This is a genomic window from Flavobacterium sp. CR10 (assembly GCF_055814415.1).
Genome location: NZ_CP185985.1, coordinates 67,257 through 79,682 on the forward strand (window position 1 = coordinate 67,257; position 12,426 = coordinate 79,682).

Annotated in this window: 13 protein-coding genes; 7 read left to right on the forward strand and 6 right to left on the reverse strand. The window is 32.5% G+C overall.

Translation table 11 applies throughout. The features are described from left to right. The first annotated feature begins 15 nt into the window (after positions 1 to 15). Entirely contained in the window at positions 16 to 1,311 is a 1,296-nt protein-coding gene (locus tag ACNRYB_RS00350; RefSeq protein WP_473728926.1) for a cryptochrome/photolyase family protein, read from the forward strand. Between the two features lie 299 nt (positions 1,312 to 1,610). Here ACNRYB_RS00350 and ACNRYB_RS00355 read toward each other — a convergent pair whose 3' ends face one another. Together ACNRYB_RS00355 and ACNRYB_RS00360 are read right to left on the reverse strand one after the other, a co-directional pair. Continuing rightward, positions 1,611 to 2,915, reverse strand: a complete 1,305-nt coding sequence (locus tag ACNRYB_RS00355) for an ABC1 kinase family protein (protein ID WP_473728927.1) — start codon at positions 2,913 to 2,915, stop codon at positions 1,611 to 1,613. Next, entirely contained in the window at positions 2,915 to 3,574 is a 660-nt protein-coding gene (locus ACNRYB_RS00360; RefSeq protein ID WP_111363805.1) for a TetR family transcriptional regulator C-terminal domain-containing protein, read from the reverse strand. Before ACNRYB_RS00360 ends, ACNRYB_RS00355 begins: the two co-directional genes overlap by 1 nt. Positions 3,575 to 3,672: 98 nt before the next feature. Here ACNRYB_RS00360 and ACNRYB_RS00365 point away from each other — a divergent pair, with 98 nt between their 5' ends. Continuing rightward, complete coding sequence (locus ACNRYB_RS00365; protein WP_129748087.1) at positions 3,673 to 4,584, forward strand: TIGR01777 family oxidoreductase; 912 nt, start codon at positions 3,673 to 3,675, stop codon at positions 4,582 to 4,584. Between the two features lie 3 nt (positions 4,585 to 4,587). On the opposite strand, the gene ACNRYB_RS00370 is transcribed toward ACNRYB_RS00365, so the two are convergent. The 4 genes from ACNRYB_RS00370 to ACNRYB_RS00385 form a co-directional block, all read right to left on the reverse strand. Next, the gene (locus ACNRYB_RS00370; RefSeq protein WP_129748086.1) at positions 4,588 to 5,154 is read right to left on the reverse strand and encodes a YceI family protein; all 567 of its coding nucleotides are present in this window, start codon (positions 5,152 to 5,154) and stop codon (positions 4,588 to 4,590) included. Between the two features lie 407 nt (positions 5,155 to 5,561). After that, positions 5,562 to 5,957, reverse strand: a complete 396-nt coding sequence (locus ACNRYB_RS00375; protein WP_129748085.1) for a VOC family protein — start codon at positions 5,955 to 5,957, stop codon at positions 5,562 to 5,564. Between the two features lie 42 nt (positions 5,958 to 5,999). After that, on the reverse strand, positions 6,000 to 6,548 hold the full coding sequence (locus ACNRYB_RS00380) for an acyl-CoA thioesterase (protein WP_129748084.1): 549 nt from the start codon (positions 6,546 to 6,548) through the stop codon (positions 6,000 to 6,002). A gap of 87 nt (positions 6,549 to 6,635) precedes the next feature. Next, complete coding sequence (locus tag ACNRYB_RS00385; protein WP_473728928.1) at positions 6,636 to 8,009, reverse strand: DNA recombination protein RmuC; 1,374 nt, start codon at positions 8,007 to 8,009, stop codon at positions 6,636 to 6,638. Positions 8,010 to 8,192: 183 nt separating this feature from the next. On the opposite strand from ACNRYB_RS00385, the gene ACNRYB_RS00390 reads away from it, so the two are divergent. The 5 genes from ACNRYB_RS00390 to ACNRYB_RS00410 all read left to right on the forward strand — a co-directional run bounded on the left by ACNRYB_RS00390 (position 8,193) and on the right by ACNRYB_RS00410 (position 12,375). Further along, on the forward strand, positions 8,193 to 9,071 hold the full coding sequence (locus ACNRYB_RS00390; RefSeq protein WP_473728929.1) for a protease complex subunit PrcB family protein: 879 nt from the start codon (positions 8,193 to 8,195) through the stop codon (positions 9,069 to 9,071). Between the two features lie 7 nt (positions 9,072 to 9,078). After that, positions 9,079 to 9,477: a hypothetical protein gene (locus ACNRYB_RS00395; protein WP_129748081.1), complete on the forward strand. Its 399-nt coding sequence runs from the start codon at positions 9,079 to 9,081 to the stop codon at positions 9,475 to 9,477. A gap of 87 nt (positions 9,478 to 9,564) precedes the next feature. Continuing rightward, positions 9,565 to 10,080 (forward strand): RNA polymerase sigma factor, encoded by a 516-nt coding sequence (locus ACNRYB_RS00400; protein WP_262708816.1) that lies wholly within the window; start codon positions 9,565 to 9,567, stop codon positions 10,078 to 10,080. Beyond that, a complete protein-coding gene (locus ACNRYB_RS00405) occupies positions 10,077 to 11,819 on the forward strand; it encodes a hypothetical protein (protein WP_473728930.1) in 1,743 nt (580 codons plus the stop codon). The genes ACNRYB_RS00400 and ACNRYB_RS00405 overlap by 4 nt, the downstream gene beginning before the upstream one ends. Before the next feature lie 46 nt (positions 11,820 to 11,865). Continuing rightward, positions 11,866 to 12,375, forward strand: coding sequence for a MepB family protein (locus ACNRYB_RS00410; RefSeq protein ID WP_129748078.1), 510 nt, complete (start codon positions 11,866 to 11,868; stop codon positions 12,373 to 12,375). Positions 12,376 to 12,426 lie beyond the last annotated feature (51 nt).

Sequence of the window (12,426 nt, forward strand, 5' to 3'; positions counted from 1 at the left end):
AAATCTCATACAATAATGACAAAACAAAAAGTTACTTTATTCTGGTTTAGACGCGATTTACGTTTAGAAGACAACACGGGATTATTTCATGCTTTGCAATCAGATTTTCCTGTTGTTCCATTATTCATTTTTGACGATGACATTTTAGAACATCTTACAAAAAATGATGCTAGAGTAACTTTCATTTACGATTCTCTCGAAAAGATAAATTCAGAATTAAATCAATTTGACTCTTCCATCTTAATAAAAAAAGGAAAAACAAAAGACGTTTGGAAATCACTTATCGAAAAATTTGATATTCAATCGGTTTTCTTTAACAAAGATTACGAACCTTTTGCCGTTAAACGCGACACAGCAATAACTGCTTTATTAAAAGAAAACAACATTGAAACTTTCTTTTATAAAGATCATGTTATTTTTGAGAAAAAAGAAATCACAAAAGCTGACGGACTTCCGTACACTGTTTACACACCTTATAAAAATAAATGGCTGGAGAAATATCATTTTTTAGGCTCTGCTACGGAATGTGACTCAGTTCCGTTTCAAAGCAATTTCGCGAAAAATAAATTTACTTTTCCTGATTTAGCCGAAATTGGTTTTGAAAGAAGCGATATAAAAGTCAAGCCGCACAACTTAACACAAATTGCCCAGTATAAAGAAACAAGAGATTTTCCCGCTTTAGACAGCACTTCTTATCTTTCGCCACATTTGCGATTCGGAACTGTGAGTATTCGTAAATTGGTAAATTGGGCAAACCGAAAAAATCAGACTTTTTTAAGCGAATTAATCTGGAGAGAATTCTTTATTCAGATTTTGTTTAGCTTTCCGAATTGTGTCAATCATAATTTCAAGTCGAATTACGACGGCATTCAATGGCGAAATAACGAAGAGGACTTCAAACGCTGGTGTTCTGGAACAACAGGATATCCGATGGTCGATGCTGGAATGCGTCAGTTAAACGAAACTGGCTATATGCATAATCGCGTTCGAATGGTTGTAGCGAGTTTTTTATGCAAACATTTGCTTATCGATTGGCGATGGGGCGAAGCTTATTTCGCCGAAAAACTTTTAGATTTTGAACTGGCTTCAAACGTAGGAAACTGGCAATGGGCAGCAGGAACAGGTTGCGATGCCGCGCCTTATTTCAGAGTTTTTAATCCCGAAATCCAACAGCAGAAATTTGACCCAAAAGGAGAATACATCCGTAAATGGATTCCTGAATTTGATTTAGGCTATAATGAACCAATGGTTGATCATGCTTTTGCAAGAGATCGTGCGATTGCTACTTACAAGGCTGGGATTTTGAAATAGTTTTTTTTTGTTTCAGGTTTAAAGTTTCAAGTTTTTTCTTGACGCTTAAATTTTGTTTCTCGCAGATTTTGCAGATCTAGCAGATTTATTCTCATTTTTGTCATCCTGACGAAGGAAGGATCACACTAGAAACTCCACACAGAATGTAGCCGACCTTTGTCGATTTGCAAGTGTGATCCTTCCTTCGTCAGGATGACAAACTAAACTAAAAAAACCTTTGTCAAAGCTTGAAACTTTAACAAAGGCCTATGCATATAAAATTGGAATTTGGAATTTAAAAAATTGGAATTTCTAAACTTCTAGTATTTCAAATAATTATCAACCACAATCTTCGCTTTCAAATCAAACATTAAATTATATAAGCCAAAGAAAGTACGGTTCATATAAATAAAGTGCTTAGACCCACGGTTTCCGTTCATCTTTCTAAGATTAGTGTCGGTTGAAAAACGTTTTCCTAATACTGCTATGTCATTAAAAAATTTCTCGTCTGAGAAATCAAAGGAATCATTCTGAAAGGGTTTCGTAAACAGAGACAGCAAATCAAAAAACATATTGGTAAAATATTCTATTTCTGAAGCTGAATCATCTGCTCTTAGAACTTCTAATTCGAATAATTTTTGATTAAAAAGATTTGGATCTGAGAGTATGTTTTTATTGATTAATTCAAAATACGGAATGTAGAAATCATCTGGAATCTGTTTCATACAACCGAAATCCAAAGCAATTAATTGGTTTTTATCATCTACCAAAAAATTTCCCGGATGCGGATCTGCATGCACTTTTCGCAAAACATGCACTTGATACATGTAAAAATCCCAAAGTGCTTGACCTAATTTGTCGCCCACTTCTTGATCTTTATTTACATCTGTAAATTCAGAAAGATGAATTCCCGTCATCCAATCCATTGTAATGATTTTCTCTGACGAAAACTCTGGATAGTAATTCGGGAAACTGATATTTTCTATTTTACTGCACGCCTCTACAACTTCTTGACTTTGTTTTAATTCCAGTAAATAGTTTGTTTCTTCAATTAGTTTGTCTTCAACTTCTTTGAAATATTTATCAGAATCTTTTCCTTGCAGATTAAACATTCTAATCGCAATAGGTTTTACCAAAGCCAAATCTGACGAAATACTATTGGCAACTCCTGGATATTGAATTTTAACAGCCAGTTTTTTATCGCCTTTCTTTGCCAAATGTACCTGACCAATACTTGCCGCATTTACAGAATTTGGATTGAATTCGTCAAAAATCTCATATGGCGTTTTTCCAAAATTGCTTTTGAAAGTTTTTAAAACTAGCGGAGCAGAAAGCGGAGGAACTGAAAACTGAGATAAAGAAAACTTTTCTACATAAGCCTGTGGCAAAAAGTTCTTATCCATGCTTAACATCTGCGCTACTTTTAGTGCACTTCCTTTCAAGCTTTTTAGTCCGTCATAAATATCTTCGGCATTATTCTCGTTTAGTTTATCACGCGTCAGATCGGGATTTACTATTTTTTCAGCATAATGCTTTACATAGTTTACACCAATTTTAGCACCTGTCTGAACCAATTTTCCTGCTCTTTCTATTTTTGAGGTCGGAATATAATCGATTGTTTTCATTATCTGCTGTATACTTTTTCTTTGAACAAAAATTTTCCGAAATCTATCAGATGATTCATTGGTGCTACATTCATTAATTCAAACGATGCATTAACTGATTTTTCAATGAAAATATCGGTTTTCTCAAAAGCAGGAGATTCATCTTCCATCCAGAATTTAATTGTCAACATTAATTGCAACCAAGAAGATTCCTGAATGGCTTTTTCCTGAAACTTTTGAAACTTTTCCTGTTCTAGTCTGTAATCGTCTGTCAGGATTTCAGAAACATATTCTTTAAAACTATTTCGAAGTGTGGTTAGCTGTACTAAATTTTTAAGCGGATTTCTGTCAATCTTAAGCGATTGCAAGACATAGCTTCTATTGGCAGTAAGTATTTCGAAAAAAGTAAAATAAAAACTCAGCATTTTGTTTTTCATATCATATCCTTGATATTCTTCGTTCTTATGAAGAAGATTGACTGTATTTTCAAAAAACAGTCGGAATATTTCTTTTTCTAAACCTTCTAATGTTCCAAAAAAAGCATAAAACTCAGCTTCTGTAAAATCATTTTCCTTTGCAAAATGATAAACCGATTTAGGCTTTTGTCCTTTTTCTAAAACTTCATTCATGTATTTTGAGACTATATCATCCTTTGTGATTGTCTTTTTTTTAGTCGCCATTTCATTATAATTTAGAATTCGCCCTAAAGATAAGGATTGTTTAAGTACCTTTACTAATCCTTAAACAAGTTAGACTGTTAAATATATTATAAACTATTATGGCTCAAAATGTTCTATTAACAGGCGGAAGTGGTTTCATTGGAAAACATTTAACAGATGTTCTCATCGAAGCAGGCTTTTCTGTGTCTGTTTTGAGCCGTTCTGATAGAGAAAATACTCCAAGAGTTACGTATTACAAATGGGATATTAAGAAAAACTATATTGACAAAAATGCGGTTCTAAATGCTGATTACATTATTCATCTCGCTGGTGAAGGCATTGTCGAAAAAAGATGGACCAAAAGACGTAAAAGAGCCATTATCGAAAGTCGCGTTAGACCTGTCGAAATGATCTATTCTGTTTTAGAGAAAAACAATAAAAAACTGGAAGCATTTGTTTCTGCTTCGGGTATTGGAATTTATGGCGCTATAACAAGCCATAAAATTTGCACTGAAAACACACCACCTGCCGATGATTTTCTAGGCATAACCTGCCAGAAATGGGAAAATGCTGCAGATAAAATCGGTTCTTTAAATATTCGAACCGTTAAAATTAGAACTGGCATCGTTTTAGGTAAAAACGAAGGTTTTCTAAAAAAAATGACTCCCACATTTAAATCAGGTTTTGGAGCTGTTTTAGGTTCTGGCAAGCAATATCTGCCTTGGATTCATATTGAAGATTTATGTCAGATTTATTTAAAAAGCATTGAAGACACCAAACTAGAAGGCGCATACAATGCTTGTATAACAGATAATACAACAAATGCTCGATTTTCTAAAACACTTGCCAAACTATATGAGTATACTATATGGTTGCCCAAAGTTCCTCCTTTTGTATTAAAGATTATGCTTGGACAAATGAGCGTCGCCGTATTAACCGGACAGCGGGTTTCGTCAGAGAAAATTCAGAAAACTGGTTTTGAATTTCAATTTACTGATTTAGAAAAGACGCTTATTAATTGTATAAAGTAAGTCTTATTTCAAAGTCAGCATTGTTTCATCACTGCGAATTATTCCAGTCAGTTCTGTATTTGCTGTTTTGGCAATTTTGGAAGCTATAGGAGTTGGAATATGAATATTAAAATCGGAAACCTCAATCGGAAAATCCGAAACTATCCGAATTCCTTCTGGAACTCTTTTAATCAAAGCATTTACGATAATCTCTTTTGATTTTCCGCGTAAATTCAGTTTCCCTTTTATCTGATATTGTTTTTCAATCTCATTAATATCTTTCAAATCAAATTTTTCTATTTTTCCTTTAAAAACTGCTTTTGGATAGCGATTGCTTTCCATATAATTTTCATTGAAATGCTCTTGCATCAAATTCAATTTAAAGCGAAAATCTTTAACGATAACAGTACATATAAGAGTACTTGTTTTTGGTTCTAACAGTATGGCAACTTGTCTATTTACTGCTCTAATTTCTTCAAACATTGGAACAGAGGCTTCAAAATTTATTGTTCCTGTATTAGTAAAAAATTTGTCTTGGGCAATGACAGAAAAGGCGGTAAAAAATAAAAATAGTAAGGTAGTTGTTTTCATAATCGTCTACATTTAAACAATTATGTCATTCAATTTGTTCTGACTAAGAGAAAATAAAAAATCAGATCCTAATAATCTGAAAAATCGAACGGCAATACTCAGTGAAAAAATTCCGTAACCCAATAATTACACTTAAAGTTACGAAATTTCCCCATTAAAAGTTCTGAGAGCAATGCTAAAAATTTGTGAATTTTTACCTCATTAAAGGGATTGTGGAAAAAGTCCTTACGGGACAAAATATCGGTGTGTGTAATTTTTTTTCTACCGATATGTAATCTCTACGAGATATTTCTCCACAATATCATTTTCAAATATTCCGCTAGGAATTATATATCGGTAGAAAAAAATATTGGTTCACCCACATTTTGTCCCGTAGGGACTTTACTGTAATTTTTGACAACGAATTTCTATGCTTTAACCTCTGTACAAATCTCAATCAAAAAACCATTTAAGTCTCTTGCATAAGCCACAATCTGTCCCCAAGGTTTTTCTACAGGTTCAGAAACGATAACAGCGCCAAAAGAAGTTGCTTTTTGTAAAACTTCAGGAACATTATCTGTAATAAAACCAATTTCTATGGCAAAAGGTTTGTCTTCTAAACTGCTTTCGATAAAACCATCAGGTAAACTTTTTGAGGCTAATTTCTTCGAAGCAAAAGAAAGTGTTGTTTCTCCTGTAATCAATTCGCCATAATCTCCTTCTGGCGTGACAAATTTTCTCGAAAACCCAAAAGCATTTTCATAAAACACGATAGATTCTTCGACATTTTCAACGTATAAAATTGTATATCCAAACTTGACCATAATTTCTAATATTTAATGTGTATCTACTAAATATAAGAAAATTTAGCTAATTTCTAAAAGGACATTATATTTTTCTAAACTCGCCAAATCTTCAATAGAATTTATATTGGCCAATTTTTCGTGCTCTTCTACTTCTTTTCTAACTTCAATATGTTTTATTGCTTTTCTAAAACGACGCACTTCCTCTAAGTTTGACAAGATTAATCCTGGAACCTGAACACTTTTACCTTCTTTATCTTTGGCAACCATTGTAAAATAAGACGAATTGCAATGTTTGACAACTCCTGTCTGAATATTTTCTGCTTCTACGCGAATGCCGACAATCATAGAGCTTCTTCCAACATAATTTACAGAGGCCTTCATGGTTACTAATTCTCCAACTTCAATTGGTTTCAGAAAGTTTACCGTATCTACAGAAGCTGTTACGCAATAATTTCCGCTGAATTTTGATGCCGATGCAAAAGCAATCTGATCTAGTAATTGTAAAATATATCCCCCGTGAATTTTTCCGCTAAAGTTAGTATGCGATGGTAGCATTAATTCTGATATACTAACTTTTGATGAAGAAACTGGTTTAAAATCTGTACTCATGTTTTTGTTTTTGGAATGTTTTGATTAGTTGTATTCTATATTTGGTTGGTATTTTTTCTTGCGTCTTTTCTCTTTTTACTTTCTCTTCTAATTCAATAATTCATTTTCATCTGAACTCGCTGCTCTTGCAATAATATTATCTGGAAGTGACTTCTTTGCCTTCGCTCCCATTTTTTTCAGTCTTTCTACACTCGAAATCAGATTTCCTTTGCCGTCAACCAATTTATTCATTGCACTTTCGTATTCTGTTTTGGTATCTTTTATTTTATTTCCAATTCGAACTAAATCGGTTACAAAACCTTCAAATTTGTCATACAAAGCTCCTGCTTGTCTTGCAATCTCTAAGGCATTTTCCTGCTGTTTCTGATTGGTCCACATACTGTCAATCGTTCTTAACGTTGCCAAAAGCGTACTTGGCGTTACAATAACAATGTTTCGGTCAAAAGCTTTGGTGTATAATGTAGGATCTTCGTTTAATGCAATGGCAAAAGCAGGCTCCATCGGAATAAAAAGCAGAACAAAATCTGGACTTTCCATTTGGTACAAATCATGATAATTTTTACTGCCCAACTGCTCAACATGTCTTTTAATAGAAATAACGTGTTCTTTAAGAAATTCTATTTTTAACAGTTCTGATTCTTCGTTTACCCATTTTTCATAAGCGGCCAACGATACTTTAGAATCAACAATCATTTTTTTACCATCTGGAAGATTGATTACCACATCTGGAAAAACGCGATTGCCTTCACTATTGGTAAAACTCTGCTGCACTTCATATTCTCTTCCTTTTTCTAATCCCGATTTTTCTAGAACACGTTCCAAAACCAATTCTCCCCAATTTCCCTGCATTTTGCTATCGCCTTTTAATGCTTTCGTAAGATTTAAGGTTTCTTTGCTCATTTGCGCATTCATTTCGCTTAAGCCAATAATCTGCTGGCGAAGCGCTGCATGATAATCGATGCTTTCTTTATGAGTCTGCTCTACTTTCTGTTCAAAAACCTGAATTTTGTCCTGCAAAGGCGTCAGGATATTTTTCATGTTTACAGTATTTTGCTCGGTAAACTTTGCCGATTTTTCTTCTAAGATTTTATTGGCTAGGTTTTCAAATTCTTTGGTAAATTTTTCCTGAAGCTCATTAATTTCGCTTTTTTGTTCTTTATGGCGTTCCCATAAATTTTCAAAATCTACTTCTTTTTTAGAAAGCTGAATTGCTAAACTGTCTTTTTCTGTACGAATATTTTCTTTTTCAGAAATATTAAACTGCAATTGTTTCTGAAAGTTATTTTTTTCGCTTTCAAACTGCTCTTTCAACATCTGCAATTGACTATTTAATGCATTTAATCTTTCCTCAGAAATAGCTCTTTCTGATTGAAATTTGGATAACGAAAGCATTCTTCCTATGTATATCCCTGTAAAAAGCGCTACAACAAAACCTAATAAAAACGGTAAATAATCAGCCATAACTAAGTTAATTTTACGTAAAAGTACGCAATAATACGTAGTGCTTACTTTTTAAAATAGAAATTTCACTAATTCATATTCAAATCAAACTAAACCAACATTTTATTTTCAAAAAAAAATCAACCTCTACGCAACCTTTTTTTAAAAGCACTATCTACAAGATATAAACCTATTAAAATAATTATGAAAAAATTAATACTTGGCTTATTTGTAGCCTTTGGATTCAGTGCTTGTTCGCTTAGTGACGGAAATAATAATTATGTAGATTGTGGAGCTAATACAACTGTAAATTTTACTGGTTTTCCTTTCTTGTGTAATTATAGTGTAAAATCTCAACCAAATAATGCTGCAGCAGTTATTATTCCATCTCAAGAAAAAATGGATCAGTATTTTACAAAACATGCAAACAGTTGTCATGTTGCAAGTGATCCAAATATTGATTTTACAAAAGAATATTTAGTTGGGATTTTTGCTGGCGCCAAACCTACAAGCGGCTATGACATCGTAATTAGCTCCATAGTAGAAAATAATTGTGAAATCGTTGTTAATTACTACGAAAAAGCCCCTGCTGTGGGTGAAGACGTAACGCAAACTCCTACTTATCCTTCTGATTTTGTTTTGATCCCGAAAACAACAAAAGGAATGATTTTCAATAAAACAACAGAAGTCGCTGACAATATAATTATTGGAAGTTTCCATAATGAATGTACAGGTGCAGACTGCCAAAAATTTTATCAGCTTAACGAGTATAACATTTTAAAATTCTTAAACGTTGGAGCTGGTAAATACGATTTCGGACAATACAAATATACTCCGACAATTAAAAGAGGCGAATATAGTTTATTATTAAAAAGTGTTCCTTCAGAAATTTTAGCTATAAAAGGACAAACTAAAACTTATGGTTCTCCAGATTCTGCGAATCAAGGCGGAATTTATTTTGAGCTTCGTCAAGGAGCAAGCGTTACCAGAATTTATATTGATAATAACGATACTTCAGATCAAAGTTCAGAAATAAAACTTTTCAAAAAAGCAATTCAGGAAAAAATTACAAGCTTAAAATAATTCTATCATGAAGAAACTCTTTTTTTCTTTTATTATCTGTTTTTTATTTTCATCAATGATTCCTATAAATGATTCAAAAAAAACCGCAAAATCAATTATAAATACTTGGATTTGGAAAAAATCTATTGGAGGTTCTAATAACCCTTACATAGCAACACCAAAAACAATTGGATTTAATAAGAAAATTGTCTTTACTGAAAAAGGAAGAATTATTACTTATAAAAATAATATAGAGATTAGAAACAGTGCCTATCAGATAGAAAAAGGAAAGAGTTATTTTGACCATTCAGAATGTGACTTAATTACGTTTGAAGGCAAAACTTACATAATAGAAAACCTTGACAATCAAAACCTAACCATTGTAAGCAACAGTCAAGATGGTACTCAAGCTATTTTTAAAAGATAGTTTTGTACGCTATTTAAAACTATTTTTGCAAAATCAAATTTGAACCATTTCTTGAAAGACGAGTTAGAAAAATATATCAAACTGTGCATGAAAAATGACAGAGAGGGACAACTGAAAATTTATCAGTTGTTCTCTCCTGTTTTATATGGTATATGTTTGAAATATATGAAGAACGAAGATGACGCGAAAGATGTTTTTCAGGAAGCATTTGTAATTGCCTTTCAGAAAATAAGCCAATATAAATTTGAAGGAAGTTTTGAGGGCTGGCTGAAACGTATTTTTATAAACAAACTCATCGAAACTTTAAACAAAAAGAAAAAAGAGAGTTTCTTTTTAGATGTTTTTGATCCCGATACCGATTTTATAGAAGAAGAGGAACTGGAAGCAATTCCGATAGAACAGGAAAAACTGCTGGAATACATTCGAGATTTACCAGATCAATACCGGACAGTTTTTAACCTCTATGTATTCGAAAAAATGAAACACAAAGAAATAGCCGAACTATTAAAAATCTCCGAAGGAACATCAAAATCAAATTTAAATCGCGCTAAACACATATTACAAAAGCGAATTTTGAGCATAAAAAATTTTAAGATAGCATGAAGAAGCACAAAATAGAAGATATTTTTTCATCAATGGAAGACTTTTCGAGTGTTCCGCCTCCAGAATTATGGAGTCAGATTGAAAAAAAATTAGACAAACCTAAAAAGAAGAAGAGAGTTATTCTTTGGTGGTCGGCTGCTGCATGCTTATTATTAGGGTTGCTTCTGCCTTCAATTTTACATTTTACTGATTCGTCTAAAAACAATAACCTCAACGATGGCAATTTAGAAAACGGCAGAAATAGTATTGTTCTTGACAAAAACACAAACGATAATTCTAACGACAGAAATTTAGTCCGAACTAAAAATACTGACAAAAAAATAGATTCTTTAAATGGAAATGATACGAAGAATCAATTCAATAATGAATCAGGAATTCAAGTTCAAGAGACTTCTGTAGCAGAAACAAACTCTAAGAACAAAAGCAGTAAAAAAGATTCGAAATCTAATGTAGTGGTTCCAGCAAATGCTCCGAATCAATCTGTTGCGTATCAAAACTCAGGTTTATCAGAAGAAAAATCTAGCATAAAATCTTCTAAAAAATCTAGTACAGTAGCTCTAGAAAATACTACAAATCAACCTATTGCGTATCAGAATTCTGGTTCATCAGAAAACAAGTCGATTCTAAAATCTTCCAAAAAATCTATTTTAGAAAATAATACAAAATCTTCTAATAAAGGAATTTCTGAAGAACGAATTGCATTTGGAAAACAAAGCAAATTTAATTCGACAGTAAAAAAACAGCTTTCAAATTCTATTTTTGAAGAACAGTTTTCTGCGAAAAACAATAAAAGTTTAGCACTCAATAATCATAGTTCTTCCGCAAATACTAACTCTTTAACAAACAGCAATGCATATAATTCGAACAAAAATGCATTAAGTACAAATGAGACTAAACGAACTGACAAAGCGGTGATCATAAAAGACGATGTGAAGATTGCTAATAGTTTGAGCAAAACAGACTCTATACAATTGGCTGAGCTTCAAAATTTAGAAAAAAGGATTTTAGCTCCAGAAAAGAAAAAAGAAGAAAAAGAGAAAAAAGACAATCTTATCAATAAAAAGGAAAGATGGGCAGTTGCCGTTTTTGCAGGCATAGCAAGTTCTGAAAATACCAAAAACGATAAAACATTAGGGAACGTAAACGATTCTAAACAATCTAATTCTTATGGCGTAAAAACTAAATATAGTATTAACAATAAATGGGCTGTAGGTTCTGGATTAAAAATCAGCGAATTAGGACAAAGTGTTGCCAATGTATCTTATGTGAGTGCTAAAAACAATGCTTTTTTTACTCCTGACAGCTATCCTGTTGCATCAGCTAACTCACCTACTCAAGATTACCTTCTAATTTCTAATAGCACAAAAGAAGCTTTGAAAAATGAAAATGTTCAAACTGGAAAATTAGATCAAAATTTAAGATATGTAGAAATGCCACTAGAAGTTTCTTACTCTGTTTTTAATCAAAATAAAGCGAGCATTAACGTAAACACTGGAGGTTTTGTAGGTAAATTGATTTCAAACAATGTAGTTTTAGACGGGCATACTATTGGGGAAAATGTCAATGCGAATAATTATGTTTATGGTTCTACTTTGAGCAGTACCGTTCAATATCGCGTGTACAAAAAGACCAATGTTTTTGTTGAGCCTGCGGTAAATTATTACATCAATCCACTAAACAGCCAGTCTTTCAACCAGTTCCAATGGGGATTAAATTTTGGGCTAAATGTCAATTTCTAAAGCAAATTTGTAGTAATTTTCAGGCTATATTTAGAATAGATTTTTTATGGATTTTACAATTGATTCGCTTGATTTATTATTGAGCAAGAAAGTTATTTTTGACAAAGCTGGTTTGCAAATGACCACTTTTCAAAAAGAAAGCGAAAGTGAGGAATACAGTGCATTTCGTTTTCAGTTAAACAATAACAACATTTGCTATAGAGAGGCTAAAATTACCCCAACCAAGATAGGACAATTTGTGACTTTATGGAAACGAAATCAATCGGGAATAATTGAGCCTTTTGATTATTCCGATACTATTGATTTTGTAATTGTAACTGTTCGAAAAGATCAAAATTGGGGACAGTTTATTTTTCCGAAAAAAACATTATTAGAAAAAGGCATTTTTTCTACCCAAAACAAAGAAGGTATCAGAGCCACAAGAGTTTATCCTCCGTGGGATGAAACTACAAGCAAACAGGCACAGAAAACGCAGAAATGGCAATTGAATTATTTTTTCAACTTTTCAGATCAAAGCAAAATTGATTTAGTGGAATTGAAAAATATATTTGCGTAAAAAAGAAAGTCACACATCGGCCAGTTTTCTATTCTATAATTGATTTTATTT